Genomic DNA, 20,118 nt, shown 5'->3' on the forward strand with positions numbered 1-20,118 from the left:
GAGTAGAACACAAGAAGATTGGGTGGTCGTCCTGGTGTCGACGCAGGCAGAGACCCTGCGAGTGCTGGACGAGAGCGAGAATAACTCGCTTTGGTCAAGTAATCAAGCAACATCGACGCTGGGCGTGTGGTGTTTGCTTCTTCTCGTGCCGCTCAATCGTCAGTTCCTGGCGACCACACCAGACGTCCAGCGGACGCCCGCTCCGACCGACATTTCCCTGACGGTGAACCCATTGGCAGTGCCGTAATCCATGGCCTCATCAGGCAATCCCGCCGCCGAACTCAGCCCAAGCACCGTAGGTCCGGCTCCGGACAGCACCGCTGCCACACCACAACGCCGCAGCAGCTGCAGGTATTCCGCCGAGGCCGGCATGGCCGCGGCGCGCTGTGGCTGATGCAACACGTCCTGAGTGGCGGCCATCAGCAGATCCGGGCGCTCACTCAGCGCCACGACCAGCAAGGCCGCACGGCTCAGATTGAATCGCGCGTCGTCGTGGCTGACCTGTTCGGGCAACACGGCGCGGGTCTCGGCGGTGGACGACCGCTGCTGCGGAACCGCGGGAAACAGCCGAATGTCCGGATGTACCCGAACCGGCGCCGCCCGGTAGCGCGGCCGCCCGTCGTCATCGGTTTCGGTCCAGGACACCACCGCCCCGCCGAGAACTGCCGCCGCGGCATTGTCCGGATGCCCCTCGAACTCACTGGACAGCTGAATCAGCTGCTCAGCGCTCATCGGATCCGAACCAGCTTGCGCCACAAGACCATTGACCACAGCCAAGCCGCCCACGACAGCGGCGGCCGACGACCCGAGACCACGCGAATGCGGAATCTCATTGCGGCAGCGCACGATCAGTCCGGCCACGCGATGGCCGGTGGCCGCCAGCCCCGCCTCGATGGCCCGCACCACGAGGTGCGTCGCATCAAGCGGCACCTGGCCCGCACCCTCCCCCTCGACCTCCAGCTGAAGGCCGGATTCGGTTGTCTCGACGATGATCTCGTCGTAAAGGCTCAACGCCAACCCGAGGCTGTCAAAGCCTGGGCCGAGGTTGGCGCTGGACGCTGCGACGACAGCGGTGGCCGTGAGTCCGGCGGGCAGGGTCTGATTCACCAGGCTCAGACCAGTCCGAGCTTGGCGACGACGGCAACCGGATCGACCGGCACCGGGGTGACGGTGGGCATGTCCTTGAGCGCGGTATCGGGATCCTTGAGGCCGTTGCCGGTGACGGTGCAGACCACGGTCGAGCCACGCGCGACCCAGCCGTCCTCGATCGACTTGAGCAGACCTGCCACGCTGGCCGCCGACGCGGGCTCGACGAACACGCCTTCGCTGCGGGCGATCAGGTGATACGCCGCCAGGATCTCGTCGTCGGTAGCCGCCAGGAACCGGCCCTTGGACTGCTGTTGGGCCTCGACCGCTCCGGACCACGACGCCGGCGAACCGATCCGGATGGCGGTCGCGATGGTCTCGGGCTCCTTGACCGGCTCACCCAGCACCAGCGGGGCAGCTCCGGCCGCCTGGGTGCCGAGCATGCGCGGAAGTCGGTCCGACAGGCCGTCGCGGTGGTACTCGGAGTAGCCCTTCCAGTAGGCAGTGATGTTCCCGGCGTTGCCCACCGGCAGCGCGTGCACATCGGGCGCGGTGCCCAGCGCGTCGACGATCTCGAACGCGGCGGTCTTCTGCCCCTCGATGCGGTACGGGTTGACCGAGTTCACCAGGGCGATGGTCGGGAAATCCGCGGTGATCTTGCGAGCCAGCTCCAGGCAGTCGTCGAAGTTGCCGTCGACCTGAATGATCTTGGCGCCGTACATGACCGCCTGCGCCAGCTTGCCCATCGCGATCTTGCCCTGCGGGATCAGCACGGCACAGGTGATGCCGGCCTGCGCGGCATAGGCCGCAGCCGAGGCCGAGGTGTTACCGGTGGAAGCGCACATCACGGCTTGCTGTCCGCGCGCCAGTGACTCGGTGACCGCCACGGTCATGCCGCGGTCCTTGAACGAGCCGGTCGGGTTGAGCCCCTCGACCTTGAGATGCACTGTGCAACCGGTGAGTTCGCTCAGGCGCTTGGCATGGATGAGCGGCGTGCCACCCTCGAGCAAGGTGATCGGCGTCCAGTTGTCGCCGACCGGCAGCCGATCGCGGTAGGCCTCGATCAATCCCGGCCAGGGCCGGTGCACCGGTCCTGCGCTGGTCTTTCCTTGCGTCCCGGGGTTCATGCGTCCGTTCCTTCCATACGCAGCACGCTGTTGATGGTCTGCACCACGTCGAGATCGGCCAGCGCCTCGACGGTTTCGGAGAGCGCGGCATCGGTGGCCTGGTGGGTGACCACCACGATGCGTGCACCACACGGCCGGCCGCCCTCGTCGACCATGCCCTCCTGACGTACCTCGGCGATGCTGACCTCACGCTTGGAGAACTCGGCCGACACGGCAGACAACACGCCGGGCCGGTCCGAGACGTTCATGTTCACGTAGTAGCGGGTGGGGATGAACCCGATCGGGGCGATCGGCAGCTTGGCGTACTTGGATTCGCGCGGGCCGCGTCCACCCTGGACCCGGTTGCGCGCGGCCATCACGACGTCACCCATCACCGCCGACGCGGTCGGCGCTCCCCCGGCGCCCTGGCCGTAGAACATCAGCCGACCGGCCGCCTCGGCCTCGACCACCACGGCATTGAAGGCACCGTTGACCGCCGCCAGCGGGTGCGACAACGGCACCAGCGCCGGGTAGACCCGCGCCGAGACACGTTGCTTGCCTTCATCGCTGGTCAGCCGCTCACAGATGGCCAGCAGTTTGATAGTGCAACCCAGGGCACGAGCGGATTCGAAGTCGGTCGCGCTCACCTTGGTGATGCCCTCGCGATAGACATCGTCGGCGGTGACCCGGGTGTGGAACGCAATCGAGGCCAGGATGGCTGCCTTGGCCGCGGCGTCGTAGCCCTCGACATCGGCCGTGGGATCGGCCTCGGCATAACCCAGAGCACTGGCGTCGGCCAATGCCGAGGCGTAATCGGCTCCGGTGCTGTCCATCTCGGACAGGATGTAGTTGGTGGTGCCGTTGACGATGCCCGCCACCCGCAGCACCGAATCACCGGCCAGCGACTGGGTGAGCGGGCGGATCACCGGGATGGCGCCCGCCACTGCGGCTTCGAAATACAGGTCGACGCGCGCCTTTTCGGCGGCCTGCGCCAGCTCGCCGGTGGACTGCGCCATCAACGCCTTGTTGGCGGTGACCACCGACTTGCCCTGCTCGAGCGCGGCCAGGATGGCCTTGCGGGCCGGCTTCACCGGCCCCATCAACTCCACCACGATGTCGACGTCGTCGCGCGATACCAGCTCGACTATGTCGTCGGTGAGCAGATCCTTGGGCACACCACGGTCACCGGAGACCTTGCGCACCCCGATGCCGCGCACCTCGAGCGGGGCGCCGATGCGGGCGGCGAGATCGGCGGCGCTCTCGTTGATGATGCGCACCACTTCGCTGCCGACGTTGCCCAGCCCCAATACCGCTACGCCGATGGGCTTCTCACTCATTGACCACTCACCTCCAGGCTCAAAAGATCGTCGACGGTCTCCCGACGGAGCACCAAACGCGCCTTGCCGTCCTTCACGGCCACCACAGCAGGTCGGCACAGCAGGTTGTACCGGCTTGACATCGAGTAGCAGTAGGCGCCGGTGGCGGCAACTGCCAGCAGGTCGCCGGGCGCGATGTCCTCCGAGACCCAGGTGTCGCGAACGACGATGTCACCGGTCTCGCAGTGCTTTCCGACGATCCGCGCCAGCGTCGCGGGTGCATCGCTGACCCGGGAGACCAACCGCGCGTCGTACTCGGCGCCGTACAGGGCGGGGCGGATGTTGTCGCTCATCCCGCCGTCGACACTCACGTAGCGCCGTTGCGCGGTGGCGCTGATCGCCACGTCCTTGACGGTGCCGACCTCGTAGAGCGTGATGGTGCCCGGCCCGGCGATGGCGCGGCCCGGCTCGACCACGAGCTTCGGCGTCGGGAGCCCAACGGCCTCGGACTCGCTACGCACGATGGCCAGCAGCTTGTCGGCAAGCTCCTGCATCGGCGGCGGATCATCCTGCGGCACATAGGAAATACCCAGACCGCCGCCGAGATCGATGATCGACATCTGAGACGTCTTCTCGACACCGAATTCCGATACGACGTCACGCAGCAGGCCGATCACCCGGTGTGCGGCCACCTCGAAGCCGGCCACGTCGAAGATCTGGCTGCCGATGTGACTGTGCAGTCCGACCAGGCGCAGGTTGTCGGTGGCGAACACCTTGCGTACCGCGTCCATCGCCGCGCCACTGGCCAGTGACAATCCGAACTTCTGGTCCTCGTGGGCGGTGGAGATGAACTCGTGGGTGTGCGCCTCCACCCCGGGCGTCACCCGCACCAGCACGTCCTGGACGATGCCCGCCGCTCCGGCGACCTCGTCCAGACGCGCGATCTCGATCAGGGAATCGACGACCACATGCCCGACCCCGACCTTGACCGCCGCGGTCAGCTCGGCAACGGATTTGTTGTTGCCGTGCAGGGTGATTCGCTCCGGCGGGAAGTCGGCGTGCAGCGCCACCGCAAGCTCGCCCCCGGTGGCCACGTCGAGCGACAGACCTTCCTCGTCGACCCAGCGCGCGATCTCACTGCACAGGAACGCCTTGGCGGCGTAGTGCACATAGTCGCCACCGCCGAACGCCGCGGCGATGTCGCGGCAGCGGGACCGGAAGTCGTCCTCGTCGATCACGAACAGCGGAGTGCCGTATTCGGCCGCCAATTGGGTGACCGGCACCCCGGCGATCGACACCACACCGCCGTCACCGCGAACCAGGTTGCGCGGCCACACATTCGGGGCCAGCAACATGACCTCGTCGGGACTCTGCGGCTTCACCGGCGCGCCGGGGTGGTGAACCTCTTCGGCGTGCCGCGGCCCGGCGGGATGCGCGTTCACATGCGCTCCGGAGCAGTGACACCGAGGATGGCCAGTCCGTTGGCGATAACCTGGCGGGTGGCCTCGCACAGCGCCAACCGCGCCGCGTTCAGATCGCCCGGTTCCTCGTCGCCCTGCGGCAGCACGCGGCAGGCATCGTAGAACCGGTGGTAGTCGCCGGCCAGATCTTCCAGGTAGCGGCACACCCGGTGCGGCTCACGCAGCGCGGCAGCGGCTTTGAGCACCCGGGGGAACTCTCCCAGGTTGCGGATCAGAATGCCCTCTTTGTCGTGGGTCAGCAGATCGAGGTGAGCCGTGTCGGCGGTGACATCGAGGTCGGCGGCATTGCGGGCCAGCGCCGACAACCGGGCATGCGCGTATTGCACGTAGTAGACCGGGTTTTCGTTGGACGCGCTGGACCACAGCGCCAGATCGATGTCGATCGGGGTGTCCACCGAGGAGCGGATGAGTGAGTACCGTGCGGCGTCGACGCCGATGGCGTCGACGAGATCGTCGAGGGTGATGACGGTGCCTGCGCGCTTGCTCATCCGCACCGGCTGGCCGTCGCGGACCAGGTTGACCATCTGGCCGATCAGCACCTCGACGGTGTCCGGGTTGTCACCGAGCGCGGCCGCGGCAGCCTTCAGCCGTGCGATATAGCCGTGGTGGTCGGCGCCGAGCATGTAGATGCACAGGTCGAATCCACGCTCGCGCTTGTCGAGGTAGTACGCCAGGTCACCGGCGATGTAGGCCGCGTTACCGTCGCTCTTGATGACGACGCGGTCCTTGTCGTCACCGAATTCGGTGGTGCGCAACCAGGTTGCGCCGTCCTTCTCGTAGATGTTGCCGGTCTCGCGCAGCTTGGCGATGGCCTGGTCGACGCGGCCGGAGGTGTGCATCGAGTCTTCGTGGGTGTACACATCGAAGTCGGTGCCGAACTCGTGCAGCGATTCCTTGATGTGGGTGAACATCAAGTCCACGCCGATCTCACGGAAGGCTTCCTGCCGCTCATCGTCGGGCAGGCTCATCGCATCGGGCCGCTTGGCCAGCACCGCCGCGGCGATGTCGTTGATGTAGCTGCCGGCGTAGCCGTCCTCCGGTGCCGGCTCTCCCTTGGCCGCGGCGACCAATGAGCGGGCGAACCGGTCGATCTGGGCGCCGTGGTCGTTGAAGTAGTACTCGCGGGTGACGTCGGCGCCCTGTGTGGTCAGCAGCCGGCCCAGCGCGTCGCCGACCGCGGCCCAGCGGGTGCCGCCGATGTGGATCGGCCCGGTCGGGTTGGCCGAGACGAACTCCAGGTTGACCTTCTCGTTCAGCTCGGCAGAGTTGCCGTACGCCGCGCCCGCGTCGAGCACGTTGGTGATGATGACGCCCTGCGCGGAGGCCTCGATGCGCAGGTTGACGAAGCCGGGACCGGCGACCTCGGCGGCGGCGATGCCGTCGGCCGCGGCCAGTGCGGTGGCCAGCCAGCCGGCCAGCTCGCGCGGATTGACGCCGACCTTCTTACCGAGCTGCAGCGCGAGGTTGGTCGCGTAGTCGCCGTGCTCAAGGTTGCGCGGGCGCTCGACCGTGACGGTGTCGGGCAACGCGGCGGTGTCCAGGTCGTGTTCGGTCAGCACTGCGGCGGCAGTAGCCTTGAGCAGCTCTGCAAGGTCAGCGGGGGTCACGAGGGTCCATCCTATGGTCTGGGGTCCCCGCGCCCCGAATCCGTATTCGCTCTTGTATGCGCTACGCTATGCAAGCCCAATCGGCGCAGCTGGTCTCCAGCCCGCGCCCCCGTAGCTCAGGGGATAGAGCGTCTGCCTCCGGAGCAGAAGGCCGCAGGTTCGAATCCTGCCGGGGGCACTCTTCCTACCAGCGGAAACAGGTTTTTCCAGCTAACACGTGCGATCTGCGCGCAATCCCGTCTCATGGCTCTGACCAGCGTCGGATGTAGCGCGGTCACTCCCGGAAGTCGCTCCATTCGATCTGCCCGTCGGGTCCGATTTTGGTCGTTTTGGTGTCCTCTCGGGCAATCCGCAGCGCCAGCGCTTCAAAGTGCTCGAACCGGGACGGCGCCTTGTCTTTCTCCCGAAGAGCCTTGATGGTCGGCCGCCACAGACTCCAGCGGTACGGGACGTGAAAGCCGAGTGAGCGGTACACGAGGTCGAAGTCCATCTGGCCGGGATCGACCATGATCGCGATGTCCTCCAGATAGCTCGGATCAGTCAGCAGCGTTCGATACTCGACGGCGTTCCTCCGTCGAAGCTCCAACACGGACTCCTTGAGTCGCTCCGGTCCAGGTGCGGCGGTGTGATCGAAGTCGTCTAGGCCAACCGTCGCGTAGCGCTGAACGTCCCGGCGCACCTCCCGATTGAGGGGCTCGTCCCACCGCCGCGACAGTTCCGCCATATGTTGCCCATTGCGGGCATTGCGGGCCTCCGCGACAGCGGACAGCGCCATGGTGCCAGCGATCACCAGGATGGCAGTAAGCACGACCATGGCGATGTCGGCCCAGTTCGGGCCGTTCGAATCAATCGGGATATGACGGACGATGTCGGCGCAGTGTTCCACCACTGCCCCGACGATGACGCCTATCGCCAGTAGCGTGACCATCCTCCATCCGCCCCGCTTCCACCACGCCCGGATGCCATCCGCATGCTTGGACCCGTTGGTCCCCCCGCCAGCCATGTGCGGGACTTTAATGCGCCTCGATACGTGATTACAGCGAACCGTTCACACCCCCGGCTGCGTCTAACCATCCATGAATGACATCGAACGGGCAGCCATCGCCGCCGAGGGATCCGACCCTGATGATCCGCCCAGTAACTACTCACGGCCTATCAGCTGAGCACTATCTCACCGAGAAATACAGCCCCTGTCTACCTGCACGTGCAAGATGATGCCCGGCAGACAACGAGAGGGCACGCACTCATGACGACACCGGCGAAACTGGGCACGCAGGCCATCGGCGCGGCTGGCGAACTGCTGGTGCAGTATCAGTTGCTCAAACATGGCATCGACAGTGCTCGATTGACCACCGATTCCGGGATCGATCTGGTGATGTACATGCCCGGGTCGAGCGTCGCGAAGACCATTCAAGTGAAACCAAGTGGAGGCCTGTGCCTGCCGGCGGAACGGGGAAGGACTCACTGAACTGGCCGGTCCCGGTGAAAGATTCAGCGCAATGGCTGGCGTGCGTCGACCTGTCTCGCGATGCTGTATGGCTGTTGACGATGGAGCAAGCACGCAGCTATCAGAAGCAAACTCCACCGCTCCTGTATTGGTTCACCGGCGAGTCCCCCGCAGGCGCGTTACGCGAAGATCAGATGGACGCATACCGACTCGATGCCGTCGCAACAAAGCTACGCGAAGGCCACTCGAAGCCACTCCCTTAGCGGCGCGATGGGTTATGCCGGGCTATTGACGCCCTTCGACCAGGTCCACGCCGTCAGCCGCCAACCGTCGTCACCGTCGCGGAGGGCAACCGTGAAGACTCCCCCGTTCTGCACGATCCGTTGACCGTTGAGATCGAACGTCATCGTCGTCGGGACAACGACGTAGCCACAATCCCCAGTGACATCGACGTGCCGCGGCTCACCGAGCGTGACGTGGTAGCCCGAGGCGCCGACATGCTCGCCCTCGGCGAGCACATCGCGCCACCAGTCCCGGGTGGCGGTCGGACCCTGCCACACGTGGGGCGCCATTCCGTCGAGAATCTGCATCGGATCGGCGCAGGCCGCGGCCAACCCATCGACGTCGCCCCGGTTGAAAGCGTCGATGTACCGGCGGACCGCCGCCATCGGATCGTTCGGCCGTGACATCACACCGCCTCCTCGCTCTGGTCACTACGTCGGAAACGCTAGACGCCGCCGCCGGCGAAGGCCCCGGAACGAAAACTCTATAGAATATTTTCTATAGAGTTTTCAGGGAGGATGCAGCAGTGATCACTTTGTCCGCCGAAGAGCAGGCCATCGTCAGTACCGTCCGCGACTTCGTCGACAAGCAGGTCCGGCCCGTGGTCCGCGAACTCGAGCACGCCAACACCTATCCCGAAGAGCTCATCGAGGCGATGAAGGAACTGGGCATCTTCGGGCTCGCGATCCCGGAACCCTATGGCTTCGCCGCCGTTTCGATGCCGTGCTACGCACAGGTCACCGAGGAACTCGCGCGCGGCTGGATGAGCCTGGCCGGCGCGATGGGCGGGCACACCGTGGTCTCCAAGCTGCTGTTGCAGTTCGGCACCGAGGAGCAGAAGCAGAAATACCTCCCGCGGATGGCCACCGGCGAGCTCCGCGCGACGATGGCGCTGACCGAACCCGGCGGCGGCTCCGACCTGCAGGCCATGCGGACCGTCGCCACGAAGAACGCATCCGGCTATGTGATCAACGGGTCGAAGACCTGGATCAGCAACGCCCGCAAAGCCGGCCTCGTGGCGCTGCTGTGCAAGACCGATCCGGCCGCCAGCCCCGCCCACAAGGGGGTGTCGATCCTGTTGGTGGAGAAGGTCCCCGGCTTCACGGTCTCGAAGGACCTGCCGAAACTGGGATACAAGGGCGTCGAGAGCTGTGAGATCAATTTCGTTGACTGCCAGGTGGATTCGGAGGCACTGCTCGGTGGCGTCGAAGGACGTGGCTTCGCGCAGATGATGAAGGGACTCGAGGTCGGCCGAATCCAGGTCGCGGCCCGGGCAACCGGGGTCGCCCGTGCCGCCTTCGACGACGCACTGCAGTACGCGCAGGACCGGGAGAGCTTCGGGGTGCCGATCTGGCAGCACCAATCGGTCGGCAACATGCTCGCCGACATGGGCACCAAGCTCTACGCCGCCCGCAGCCTCCTGCTCGATGCGGCCGAGAGGATCGACGCCGGCGGGCGCTGCGACATGGAGGCAGGCATGGCCAAGCTGTTCGCCTCCGAGACCGCGATGGAAATCGCGCTCAACGCGGTGCGGATCCACGGCGGCTACGGATACTCCACCGAGTACGACGTCGAACGCTATTTCCGTGACGCGCCACTGATGATCGTCGGTGAAGGCACCAACGAGATCCAGCGCGGCGTGATCGCCAAGCAGTTGGTCAAACGCGGCGGACTCGACATCTGAGGCATGCCATGACCGGGAACTCGAAAAGACTCGTACCGATGCGGTTGTCCGACGTCGCCTCGGCCCACGTTCGCGAACTCATCGTTTCGGGACAGCTGCAGTCCGGAGAGTTCATCCGACCGGAAACGGTCGCCGATGAACTCGGGATCAGCGCCACTCCGGCGCGCGAAGGCCTGCTCCAACTGCAGACCGAGGGCTTTCTGTCCGTGGAGCCTCGGCGCGGTTTCATGGTGACCGCGCTGTCCAGCGACGACATTCGCGACATCTATGACGCCCAGGCGCTGTTGGGCGGTGAGCTCACGGCCCGCACTGCCGCCACGATCACGCCGACCGCGGTCGATGAACTCGAACGCATCCAGGAGGCGCTCGAACGTGCCGCTGCCGCCAACGATTTCGATGAAGAGGAACGCCTCAACCATCAGTTCCACGCCCTGATCTACGAGCTGAGCGGATCGCGCAAGATGCGCTGGCTGATCAAGACAACGCTGGCATACGCACCGCGAAAATTCTTCGCCGCGGTGGAAGGGTGGCCCGAGGCCTCGGCCCAGGATCACCGCGCCATCATCGAGCATCTGCGGACCAACGACCCCGAGAAGGCCCGTGCCGCGATGGCCCGGCACATCCGCAATGCCGGCGCATTACTTGCCGAGCACCTGGCCCAGAACGGCGACTCCGCATGATCGCCACTTCACCCGACCGTGCGGTTCTGGCGAACGAAAGTTTGAATCCATCGCTACCCCGGTTCCGAGGGTCCTGCCTGCCCTGAGCAGAACGTGGCCCCGGTCTCCAAAGCGGCGGAAGAAAAGCCTTCAGCTAACTGCCCCAAGGGTATACAGTGACCCCAACGTTTCGGGATTCCGTCAGTGGGGGGACAAAAGCATGCAGAAGTTCGTCGCAGCAGCGGTGGCCGCTGGAGCCTTGGGCGCCGGACTCGCACTCGCCGCGCCGGCCGCGGCGGCACCGAACTGCTCCGACATCGTCGACAAGATCAACAGCGAGGATGGCTACACGCCGACCAGCGGCGAGAAGTGGTCCTGCGCCACCGAGATTCAGGCGAACAAGTGGGCCACCTTCCCGGGCAACATCACCGACAAGTGGGGCAGCTTCCCCGCCAACACCGCCGACAAGTGGGCCAAAGCCCCCGGCGAGGTCGCCAAGAAGTGGAGCGACTTCCCCGGCAAGCTGAAGGACAAGTGGTCCGGCGGTGGTGAGGAGTAAACCTCCGAACACCGCCTCGCATCAGTGGTGATCCGTTTACAGCGGGTCACCACTGATCTGTTTGTGACCCTCCGCCTCCCCCACGCCGAGCGCGGCGAGCAGCGCCTCGCGGTGCGCGACGAACTCAGGGTTGCGGTAGGTGCGGGCACCCGGCGTCTGGAAGTCCAGGTGACGATCGACGACGAACGATCCGCCGTCGAGGACGAGCACGCGATCAGCCAGCGTCACGGCTTCGTCGACATCGTGCGTCACCAGCAGGACCCCGGGTTCGTACTTCGCGCACAGTTCCTTGAGCAGGTGGTGCATGCGAACCCGGGTGAGCGCGTCGAGCGCCCCGAAGGGTTCATCTGCCAGCAATAGCGCGGGATTGCGCACCAGCGACCGGGCCAGCGCCACCCGTTGTTGTTCACCCCCGGACAGCTCGTACGGCCAGGCCTGTTCGCGTCCGGCCAGGCCGACATCGGCGAGCACCGTGCTCGCCCGTTGTCTGACCTCGCGACCGGACAAACCGAGCGCGACGTTGTCGAGTACCCGCGCCCACGGCAGCAGCCGGGAGTCCTGGAACACCACCGACACATCGCGGGCGACGAACAGGTCCCCTGTTCCGGCGACTCCGTGATCCAGCCCGGCCAGCGCCCGCAGCAGCGTGCTCTTGCCGGAGCCGCTGCGCCCCAGCAGGGCCACGAACTCACCCTTGCGGATGCTGAGGTCCACCGCGTCGAGAATCGTTGTGCCACCGAATGATCGGCTCAGTTGCCGGACGACGGCGACTTCGTCGGTCAGGTTCCCAGTGCGCGCCGCCACGACAACGCTCTCCTCTCGATGGCCCGGACCGCGTAGTCGCCGGTGAGTCCGAACACCGCGTAGACGAGCAGGCCGACCACCACGACGTCCAGCTGCCCATACAGCCGGGCTTGGGTCATCAGATAGCCGATACCACTGGTCGCATTGACCTGTTCGACGACCACCAGCGCGGTCCACGAGATGGTGACCGCGAGCCGCAGCCCGGTGAAGAAACCGGGCAGGGCACCGGGGATGGCCACCTTGCGGATGAACTGACTGCGGGAAAGCCCAACGGTTTCCGCGAGTTCGACGTGGCGCAGGTCGACACCCTTGAGCTGTGCGGTGGTGTTGATGTAGACGGGAATCAGCACGCTGGTGGCGATGATGATGATCTTCATGGTGTCGCCGATGCCGAACCAGATGATCGCGAGCGGGATGATGGCCAGGGTCGGCACGGCGCGCTTGACCTGGATGGGCCCGTCGACGATGGCCTCGCCGATGCGACTGAGCCCCGAGATCAACGCGAGCACCAGACCCAGTGCCACGCCGATGGCCAACGAGATCGATGCCAGCTTGAGTGAGGCGAGGATGTTCGTGGGCAAGCGACCGTCCGACCACATCTCGCCGATCGTGCGCACGATGTCCAGCGGGTGCGGCAGGGTACGCGGATCGAGGATGCCCAGCTGCGACGTGACGATCCAGATGACAACCAGCAGAAGCGGTCCGACGGCCAGCGACGCGGGGATGGCGCGCCCCGGCCCCAGCCGCCGGCGGCGTTCACTGCCCGACCGGTGTTCCAGATGCGGATAGTCCTGGCGTCCGGCAGCCTCCGCTCCCACTGTCACCGCCGAAGCGGGCGCCGTCTGGACGGTGGTCACTGTTTGCCCGTCGACGTCGCATTGAGATCGGCGAACCGGGAATCGAATTCGTCCTTGGCGGGCAATTGTTTCCCGGAGAATGCGCCCGCCTGCTGCAGCAGGTCGATGGTCTCCTGCTGGGTGGTGATCAGCTCATCAGTGAACCCCGGCACCGAGGACTTTCCGTCGGCCGCGGCGATGGCCTTTGCGTCTTCCGGGCTGACCTTCTGATCCTTGATCAGGTACTCGTCGATCCAGGTCTGCTTGTTGTCGTTGAGCCACTGTTCGGCGCGGTACCAGGCGATCACGAACTCGCGGATGGCCGCCGCGCGAGCCGGGTCGGACAGCGCTTCCCTGCTGGCGTAGACGTAGTACAGGCCGGGATAGGCACCTGGGGCATTGGGGATTTCGATGCTCCCCTCCCCCTGCGTGGACGCGAGGTACCGGACGCGGTCCGGTTGCTTGAGCACCGCGGCGTTGACCTGCTCGGCACGCAGGCCGTCGGCGAACTCGGCCAGACCCAGATTGATGGGCTGTACGTCCTTGATGCTCAGGCCGGCGGACTTGAGGTTGCGTAGCACGACCGCCTGCTGCGCCGTGCCCTCGTTGATCGCAATCTTCTTGCCTGCCAGGTCTTTCAGTGACTTGATACCCGAACCCGGTGAGGTTGCCAGCACCAGCCCGTTCCCGTCGTACTTCACCGCCCCGACGATCGGCACCCCGGCGTCCGAATACTGCGCGAGGATGGGCGGAACATCGCCGACCCGGCCCAGTTGCGCGTTGCCCGAACGGATCGCCTCCAGGCGCAGCGGTCCGCTGCTGAAGTTGGCGTAGGTCACGTCGGCGCTGAGCCGGTCCTGCTCACCGGAGAGTTTGAACAACGTCTTGAGCCGGTTCGCGTCGTCGGCGACCACCAGGCTGGTCCCCTCCGGAACCGCCACCGGAAGCGGTGCATCCGCGGACAGTCCGCCGCTGCCTTGCGCCCCGGATCCGGACGACTGGCAGCCGGCCACCACGCCCGCGACGAGGCCGGCGGCCAGGATCACCCGGGTCAAGCGGGTCAACGGATTACGCATATCTGGTTCCCTGTCAGCTCGCGGCCGACACGGGAGCGTCCGCGCCGGTGGTGAATCGGTTGGCCGGCCGGTCCAAACCGAGGTGGTCACGAAGTGTGCTGCCGGTGTATTCCTCGCGGAAGATGCCGCGGCGCTGCAACTCTGGGACGACGTGGTCGACGAAGTCGGTCAGCGAGGACGGCAGGGCCGGCGGGATGAGATTGAAACCGTCAGCGGCGCCGGTGGTGAACCATTCCTCGATGGTGTCGGCCACCTGTTCGGGCGTGCCTGCGAACAACCGGTGTCCCCGACCGCTGCTGAGCCGCAGCAGCAGCTCACCGACGGTGAGGTTGTCGGTCTCGACCAATCGCTTCACCAGCGCAAGCCGGCTCTTGATGAACGTGTCGCCCGGATCCTCGGCCGGGAAGCTCAGTTTCCGGTCCAGATCGTCCTTGGTGACCGCGAATCCGACGATGGCGCTCAGTTGTTCGAGCCCGTAATCGGGCACGGTGAGTTCTTCGAACTCGCGTTGCCGCTCGCGCGCCTCGGCTTCGGTGCCACCGATGATCGTCGACAGCCCGGGGAGAATGTGCACTTGGTCCTGGTTGCGACCGTAGCGCCGGATACGGGCCTTGACGTCGCGGTAGAAGTCTCGGGCTTCGTCCACTGTGGGTTGCGCGGTGAAGATGGCCTCGGCGTACCTGGCCGCGAGATCCTTACCCGGCTCGGAAGACCCGGCCTGGAACAGCACCGGATGCCCCTGCGGGGAACGCGGCACCTCCAGCGGCCCGGCCACATCGAAATGCGGGCCGGAGTGGTTGATCGCGTGGATCTTGGCGGGATCAACGAAGCGTGGCGCGACCTTGTCGCCGACGATGGCGTCGTCTTCCCAGCTGTCCCACAACTTCAACGCGACCTGGAGGAACTCATCGGCACGCCGGTACCGATCGGCCGGGTCCGGGTGATTTGGCACCCCGAAGTTGGCCGCGGCCGACGCATTGGCCGTCGTCACGACGTTCCAGCCGGCCCTGCCTCGGCTCACGTGGTCGAGTGTGGCGAACCGCCGCGCCAAACCGTACGGGTCGTTGTACGTGGTCGACGCCGTCGCGATCAGCCCGACGTTGGTGGTCGCCCCGGCCAGCGCGGCAACCAGCGTGATCGGGTCGAGCGCATCGAACGGGCGAAACTCGGTCTGGTCCTTGAGGACTGGATGGTCGGCGAAGAAAACCGCGTCGAGCTTGCCACGCTCGGCGATGCGGGCCAGTTCGATGTAGTGGGCGATGTCGGTGACGCCCGACAGATCGGTTTCCGGAAGACGCCACGCCGCTTCGTGTTGACCGATGTTGCGCAGGAATGCGTTGAGGTGCAACTGCCTTGCGGGCGCAGCCATTGAGACGAGCTCCTTTGGTCGGTGAACCGGGCTGCGTCTATTTCAGGGGGCGGGCTGTGCTGCGAGAACAGTTAGGATCAGTGAAATTTCAGCTAACCCGCAGACAGCACACGAGCGTGCGGCTTGCCTGCCGCACGCTCGTGAGGGGTTTGGTGCCTTCGGTCGGCCTCAGCCCAAGCCGGTCCACTTCTTCAGAACCTTGCCCGGGAAGCTTCCCCATTTCTCTGCGGTCTTGCCGGGGAACGTCGCCCACTTCTCAGCGGTCTTGCCGGGGAACGACGTCCACTTCTCAGCGGTCTTACCGGGGAACGACGTCCACTTGTCGACGATGGGGCTCTCGGGCAGATCGACCCCACCGGTGAGCGCGCTCTTGGCGGCGTCGGTGACGGCATCGGTGACCGACGAAGACACACGGTCACACGGCGAGCACCCGACGGTGCTGTTGCCCTTGGAATCGGCCGACGCGGGCGCGGACAGCGCCACCGCAGCGCCGATGGCCCCCGCGGCGAGGGTCGTGGCGATCAAACTCTTCTGCATTCTGAGTCCCCAACTGTCGTGTCCGGCATCGCCTGACGGCGACGCCAATTTGACACGCTAGTCCCAGAACCCCGCTGGCGTCCTGCCATGTCAGACGCCCGAGATCGTTTGCTGTAGCTGCAACTGCATGGGGTGGCCCCTGGCCGCAGCCCATTGCACCCGACCGGACCGGTCACCGTAACCGAACAGCAGGTAACCGCCGGGTTAACAGCCGCGTGGTACGCCGATCTATCATGCGCTTACTCGGTATTCGAGGGCGCCGCAGACAGTTCACCTTGAAGACGACAACGCAGGGGAACTCATCGCGATTTCGAGACCCAGACTACGCGGCAGGCCTCGGAATGATCTTGCTCACGTTTTGCTGGAGTGGCCCGGCCAGGATGCCTCAGGCGAAGACTTTGGCCACCTCGGCCACACGGCGCAACTGGTCGATATCGGAGCTGGTGGGGATCAGGTGCACCTCGTCGGTACCGATGTCCTCGAACTTGCCGAGCACCTCGATCAACTCCTCTTCGGTGCCGGCCCAACCGGTCATGGGAGCCATGGCGTCGACATATTCGGCCGGGATCCAGTTCATGTACCGGCGCAGGTGCCGGTGCACCTGGGCGCGGGCTTCCTCGGGTTTACCGAGCGCAAACCAGAACGACGTGGCGAGGTGCGGCTTGGGTTTGGCCGCCTCGGCCCAGGCGGTGCGGGCGATGTCGAACAACTCGGCCTGGCGGGTCAGATCCAGATCCAGAGTCGTGCCGGCTACGCCGTCGGCCCAGGCCGCGGCGTCACGGATGGTCTTCGGCCCGATGGAGCCGATCTGCAGGGGCGGGCCACCGGTCTGAACCGGTGGCGGCCCGACCGGAAGCACCGAGTCGGTGACTTTCTCACCGGCCCAGACCCGTTTCATCACCGCGACGCGCTCGGCCATTCCCCGCCGGGTCTGGGACGACGGGTCGGCGCCGACCGCGTGGTAATCCTCGTGGCGGCCACCGACGCCGATGCCCACGGTCAACCGGCCGCCGCTCAGCAGATCACCGGTCGCCAGCCCTTTCGCCAGCATCACGGGGTCATGCAACTGCGGCACCACCACCGTGGTCACCAGCCGTACCCGGTCGGTCCACGCCGCCAGTGCGCCCAGCAAGGTCAGGCTGTCGGGATTGTCGAAGGCGATGCGCTCGCCCCAGCGCAGCGACGAGAACGGGCCTCCGTCGATGACGTGCGCCCAGGACCGCAGCGTCGTCGCATCCAACTGAGGTTCCATGACCGGCATCGTCATTCCCACGCGCACGCACGGATTCTGTCACGTCCAGGTGGCAGCATGAACCCCATGGCCATCACCACGTCCTCGGTCGCCCATGTGCGGCTCACGGTCACCGACATCGAACGGTCCCGGCAGTTCTACGAGAGCGTTTTCGGCTGGCCGATTCTGATCGAACTGCCGCAGGACGCCGATGCCTCCACCCGCGCCCTTCTCAGTTTTCTGCACGGAGGCGTCATCTACGACGCCGGGGCAACGCTGATCGGCCTGCGTCCGGTCGGGCGCGACGCGTTCGACGAGAACCGAACCGGGCTGGACCACTTGGCCTTCCGGCTCAAGAACCTCGCGGAGCTGAACGATGCCGCGCAGCACCTCGACGATCTGGACATCGCGCACGAACCCGTCAAAGACATCGGCCCCTCCTACATCCTGGAGTTCCGCGACCCCGACAACATCGCGTTGGAGCTCACCGCGCCGAAGTAGGTTTCAACGGCGCAGGCCGGCGACCCTGAGCAGCTCGGGGCGTCGGAGCACCAGTCCGATCCACATCAGCACACCCAGATAGACCGCGAACAGGGTGTGGCTGAACAGCGGTGCCTCGACACGCATGTTCGCGGTTACCGCGCCACCGAGGTAGGCGGTGATGCCCACCGCGCCCAGCACCGCCGTGCGCGGGACGGCGTAGACGACAACGCACACCGCCAGGACGACTCCCATCACGAGGGCCTGCCCACCGGGAAAACCGAGGGCGGCAGTTCCGTCCTTGACCTGCTGGGGAAGGGTGAACTTGCCGAATGCGTCGAACACGAGAAAGGCACCGACAAGCCCGCTGATCCCTATTCCGATCTTGCGGCTCAGCGGCTTGGCGACAGGGCCTTCGGCATGGGTGTCGGATGTGGACAGGACGGTCATGGGTTGCTCCTAGCGTTTCGAGAGGGCGACAGCGGGTAGACCGGTCCGCCGGGCGAAACTCATCGGTGAAGGACAGGGGTGGTTATCCCCCACCCGGGTCTGGGGAAAACGCTGTGTCGCCGGGCCGCGCAACTTCGTAGGTTGAAGGGCATGGTCGCAATCAGCGAAACCGGATCGCCGGTCCTGCCCGTATCGCCCCCGCCGGCGCCCGAGCCCGTGACGACATCACGCAACATCGGCCTCGTGCCGACCGCATCGATGATCACCGGTGCCGCAGTGGCATTGGTGTGGTTCTGGATTCCGTTGTCCATCATGGTCATCGGGTTCTCCTCGATTCCTTCGGTGATCGGATTCCTGCTCTCGGGGGTGGTCTTCATCTACCTGATGCGCGGTGTCGAGTGGGTCGAGCGAACGCGCAGCGAAGCGGTGTTCGGCCTCGGTATCGGGATTCCGCCGCGCCAGCTGTCGCCTCACACGGGGTTCCAGGGTTGGGCGCACCAGCAGTGGCTGGACATCAGCAGTACCCGGTTCTGGAAAGCCGTATGCCACCACTACCTTCGGATGACCTACGACATGCTGGCCGCCGGCCTCGCGTTCGCGTTACTCGCCTTTGCGTTCTTGGGTCCGGCCGCTGCCGTCGCCATTCGGCAGAGCGACAACGACGCCGGGCTGATCTTCCTCTCGCCGCCGATCGCCTGGCTGCTGGCGATCGTCGCCGTCATCGCCGCGGCGGCCATCCTGATCCTCGCCCCTGCCATGGATGCCGCGATCGACCGTTGGCTCTTGTCGCCGTCGCCCACCGCAGCCCTGGAGTATCAGGTCAACGCGCTGGCCGATGCCCGGCAGGGAGCGGTGTCCTCGGCGCAGACCGAACGCCACCGCATCGAACGCGATCTGCACGACAGCGTGCAGCCCCGGCTGGTGTCCCTGGCGATGACGATCGGGCTGGCCCAGACCAAGCTGGATTCGGATCCGCCCGCCGCCAAGGCACTGATCGCCGAGGCCCACGATGACGCCAAGAGCGCACTGGTGGAACTGCGCAACGTGGTGCGCGGTATCGCCCCGACGATCCTGTCGGATCGAGGTCTCGACGCTGCGCTGTCATCGGTCGTGCACCGTGCCGAGACCTCCGGAGTACCGACCACATTGCACATCGAACTTCCGCGCAGGCTGCCCGATGAGGTGGAATCGGTCGCCTACTTCGTCGTCGCCGAGGCGCTGACCAATATCGCCAAGCATGCCAACGCCACTCAGGCCGTCGTCACCGTGCGGTTGGATGAGACCGCCAACGTGCTCCACGTCTCGGTGTTCGACGACGGTCAGGGCGCCGCAGTCATCGATGCCGGCGAGAACGCGACGGGTCTGCGCGGTCTGGACGAACGGGTACGTGCCGCAGGCGGGACCTTCGGGGTTTCCAGCCCCGCCACCGGACCGACGATCGTCACGGCGGTGCTGCCATGCGGATCGTGATCGCCGAGGACTCGGCGCTACTGCGGGCAGGCATCGAGCGGATCCTGGCCGACGCCGGGCACGAGATCGTCGCCGGGGTACCCGACGCCACCAACCTGCTGCGCCTGGTCAACGAGCATCACCCCGACCTGGCCATTCTCGACGTCCGGATGCCGCCGACCTTCACCGATGAGGGCATCCGGGCGGCGGCGCTACTGCGCAGCCAGAACCCCGAGTCCCCCGTCCTGGTGCTCTCCCACTACGTCGAAGAGCGTTACGCAGCCGATCTGATCGCCTCGGACACAAGAGGATTCGGCTATCTGCTCAAAGACCGGGTGGCCGATGTGCCTGCATTCCTCGACGCCGTCGCGGTGGTGGGCGGCGGAGGCACGGTGCTCGATCCCGAGGTGGTGTCACAGATCTTGCTACGTTCGGCCCGCCATAGCGCCCTCGACCAGCTGACCCCGCGCGAGCGCGACGTCCTGCAGTTGATGGCGGAGGGCAGAACCAACTCAGCCATCGCCGCCGCGCTGCACATCTCCGTCGGCTCGGCCGAGAAACACATCGCCTCGATCTTCACGAAATTCGACCTCGCTCCCGACGAGAGCGAGAACCGCCGGGTGCTGGCCGTACTGCGTTACCTCGAGACCTAGACCGAA

General features: G+C 65.9%; 21 protein-coding genes and 1 tRNA gene. 8 read left to right on the forward strand and 14 right to left on the reverse strand.

The genetic code is table 11. The features are described from left to right. Nucleotides 1–159: 159 nt before the first annotated feature. From thrB to argS, 5 genes are all read right to left on the reverse strand, one after another. Nucleotides 160–1,107: a homoserine kinase gene (thrB, locus tag ACZYZ7_RS25880; RefSeq protein WP_135457024.1), complete on the reverse strand. Its 948-nt coding sequence runs from the start codon at nucleotides 1,105–1,107 to the stop codon at nucleotides 160–162. Nucleotides 1,108–1,112: 5 nt separating this feature from the next. Beyond that, complete coding sequence (gene thrC / locus ACZYZ7_RS25885) at nucleotides 1,113–2,213, reverse strand: threonine synthase (RefSeq protein ID WP_135457026.1); 1,101 nt, start codon at nucleotides 2,211–2,213, stop codon at nucleotides 1,113–1,115. Next, entirely contained in the window at nucleotides 2,210–3,529 is a 1,320-nt protein-coding gene (locus tag ACZYZ7_RS25890) for a homoserine dehydrogenase (protein ID WP_135457028.1), read from the reverse strand. Before ACZYZ7_RS25890 ends, thrC begins: the two co-directional genes overlap by 4 nt. Beyond that, nucleotides 3,526–4,863, reverse strand: coding sequence for a diaminopimelate decarboxylase (lysA, locus tag ACZYZ7_RS25895; RefSeq protein WP_463742247.1), 1,338 nt, complete (start codon nucleotides 4,861–4,863; stop codon nucleotides 3,526–3,528). The genes ACZYZ7_RS25890 and lysA overlap by 4 nt, the downstream gene beginning before the upstream one ends. Before the next feature lie 83 nt (nucleotides 4,864–4,946). Beyond that, nucleotides 4,947–6,596, reverse strand: a complete 1,650-nt coding sequence (argS, locus tag ACZYZ7_RS25900) for an arginine--tRNA ligase (RefSeq protein WP_463742154.1) — start codon at nucleotides 6,594–6,596, stop codon at nucleotides 4,947–4,949. Nucleotides 6,597–6,701: 105 nt separating this feature from the next. Here argS and ACZYZ7_RS25905 point away from each other — a divergent pair. Continuing rightward, nucleotides 6,702–6,774, forward strand: a tRNA-Arg gene (locus ACZYZ7_RS25905). Nucleotides 6,775–6,870: 96 nt separating this feature from the next. Here ACZYZ7_RS25905 and ACZYZ7_RS25910 read toward each other — a convergent pair. Further along, on the reverse strand, nucleotides 6,871–7,599 hold the full coding sequence (locus tag ACZYZ7_RS25910; protein WP_463742155.1) for a DUF4760 domain-containing protein: 729 nt from the start codon (nucleotides 7,597–7,599) through the stop codon (nucleotides 6,871–6,873). Nucleotides 7,600–7,842: 243 nt separating this feature from the next. Between ACZYZ7_RS25910 and ACZYZ7_RS25915 the strand changes: the two genes are divergently transcribed. Further along, nucleotides 7,843–8,064: a hypothetical protein gene (locus ACZYZ7_RS25915; protein WP_463742156.1), complete on the forward strand. Its 222-nt coding sequence runs from the start codon at nucleotides 7,843–7,845 to the stop codon at nucleotides 8,062–8,064. 254 nt (nucleotides 8,065–8,318) lie between these two features. On the opposite strand, the gene ACZYZ7_RS25920 is transcribed toward ACZYZ7_RS25915, so the two are convergent. After that, nucleotides 8,319–8,732, reverse strand: coding sequence for a YybH family protein (locus tag ACZYZ7_RS25920; RefSeq protein WP_463742157.1), 414 nt, complete (start codon nucleotides 8,730–8,732; stop codon nucleotides 8,319–8,321). Nucleotides 8,733–8,851: 119 nt separating this feature from the next. Between ACZYZ7_RS25920 and ACZYZ7_RS25925 the strand changes: the two genes are divergently transcribed. From ACZYZ7_RS25925 to ACZYZ7_RS25935, 3 genes are all read left to right on the forward strand, one after another. After that, nucleotides 8,852–10,009 (forward strand): acyl-CoA dehydrogenase family protein, encoded by a 1,158-nt coding sequence (locus ACZYZ7_RS25925; RefSeq protein WP_463742158.1) that lies wholly within the window; start codon nucleotides 8,852–8,854, stop codon nucleotides 10,007–10,009. Between the two features lie 38 nt (nucleotides 10,010–10,047). Beyond that, nucleotides 10,048–10,689, forward strand: coding sequence for a GntR family transcriptional regulator (locus ACZYZ7_RS25930; protein ID WP_463742159.1), 642 nt, complete (start codon nucleotides 10,048–10,050; stop codon nucleotides 10,687–10,689). Between the two features lie 199 nt (nucleotides 10,690–10,888). Further along, nucleotides 10,889–11,227 carry a hypothetical protein gene (locus ACZYZ7_RS25935; protein WP_450069782.1) on the forward strand — a complete coding sequence of 113 codons (339 nt, stop codon included), beginning with the start codon at nucleotides 10,889–10,891 and terminating at the stop codon, nucleotides 11,225–11,227. A 36-nt stretch (nucleotides 11,228–11,263) separates the two neighbouring features. On the opposite strand, the gene ACZYZ7_RS25940 is transcribed toward ACZYZ7_RS25935, so the two are convergent. The 6 genes from ACZYZ7_RS25940 to ACZYZ7_RS25965 form a co-directional block, all read right to left on the reverse strand. Beyond that, nucleotides 11,264–12,031, reverse strand: a complete 768-nt coding sequence (locus ACZYZ7_RS25940) for an ABC transporter ATP-binding protein (RefSeq protein ID WP_450069783.1) — start codon at nucleotides 12,029–12,031, stop codon at nucleotides 11,264–11,266. Beyond that, nucleotides 12,007–12,888 carry an ABC transporter permease gene (locus ACZYZ7_RS25945; RefSeq protein ID WP_135457045.1) on the reverse strand — a complete coding sequence of 294 codons (882 nt, stop codon included), beginning with the start codon at nucleotides 12,886–12,888 and terminating at the stop codon, nucleotides 12,007–12,009. Before ACZYZ7_RS25945 ends, ACZYZ7_RS25940 begins: the two co-directional genes overlap by 25 nt. Beyond that, nucleotides 12,885–13,943 (reverse strand): ABC transporter substrate-binding protein, encoded by a 1,059-nt coding sequence (locus ACZYZ7_RS25950; protein WP_450069785.1) that lies wholly within the window; start codon nucleotides 13,941–13,943, stop codon nucleotides 12,885–12,887. Before ACZYZ7_RS25950 ends, ACZYZ7_RS25945 begins: the two co-directional genes overlap by 4 nt. Nucleotides 13,944–13,956: 13 nt before the next feature. Then, nucleotides 13,957–15,312, reverse strand: a complete 1,356-nt coding sequence (locus ACZYZ7_RS25955) for an LLM class flavin-dependent oxidoreductase (protein ID WP_463742160.1) — start codon at nucleotides 15,310–15,312, stop codon at nucleotides 13,957–13,959. Between the two features lie 168 nt (nucleotides 15,313–15,480). Further along, the gene (locus ACZYZ7_RS25960) at nucleotides 15,481–15,849 is read right to left on the reverse strand and encodes a hypothetical protein (protein WP_450069787.1); all 369 of its coding nucleotides are present in this window, start codon (nucleotides 15,847–15,849) and stop codon (nucleotides 15,481–15,483) included. A 385-nt stretch (nucleotides 15,850–16,234) separates the two neighbouring features. Continuing rightward, nucleotides 16,235–17,116 carry an LLM class flavin-dependent oxidoreductase gene (locus ACZYZ7_RS25965; RefSeq protein WP_463742248.1) on the reverse strand — a complete coding sequence of 294 codons (882 nt, stop codon included), beginning with the start codon at nucleotides 17,114–17,116 and terminating at the stop codon, nucleotides 16,235–16,237. Between the two features lie 51 nt (nucleotides 17,117–17,167). Between ACZYZ7_RS25965 and ACZYZ7_RS25970 the strand changes: the two genes are divergently transcribed. Then, a complete protein-coding gene (locus ACZYZ7_RS25970; RefSeq protein ID WP_450070151.1) occupies nucleotides 17,168–17,581 on the forward strand; it encodes a VOC family protein in 414 nt (137 codons plus the stop codon). 3 nt (nucleotides 17,582–17,584) lie between these two features. Here ACZYZ7_RS25970 and ACZYZ7_RS25975 read toward each other — a convergent pair whose 3' ends face one another. Continuing rightward, complete coding sequence (locus tag ACZYZ7_RS25975) at nucleotides 17,585–18,010, reverse strand: DoxX family protein (RefSeq protein ID WP_463742161.1); 426 nt, start codon at nucleotides 18,008–18,010, stop codon at nucleotides 17,585–17,587. Nucleotides 18,011–18,160: 150 nt separating this feature from the next. Between ACZYZ7_RS25975 and ACZYZ7_RS25980 the strand changes: the two genes are divergently transcribed. Continuing rightward, nucleotides 18,161–19,480: a sensor histidine kinase gene (locus ACZYZ7_RS25980; RefSeq protein WP_167857937.1), complete on the forward strand. Its 1,320-nt coding sequence runs from the start codon at nucleotides 18,161–18,163 to the stop codon at nucleotides 19,478–19,480. Beyond that, on the forward strand, nucleotides 19,468–20,112 hold the full coding sequence (locus tag ACZYZ7_RS25985) for a response regulator transcription factor (RefSeq protein WP_135457053.1): 645 nt from the start codon (nucleotides 19,468–19,470) through the stop codon (nucleotides 20,110–20,112). The genes ACZYZ7_RS25980 and ACZYZ7_RS25985 overlap by 13 nt, the downstream gene beginning before the upstream one ends. Nucleotides 20,113–20,118: the final 6 nt, after the last annotated feature.

It is taken from the genome of Mycobacterium sp. IDUB_17 (assembly GCF_055419465.1).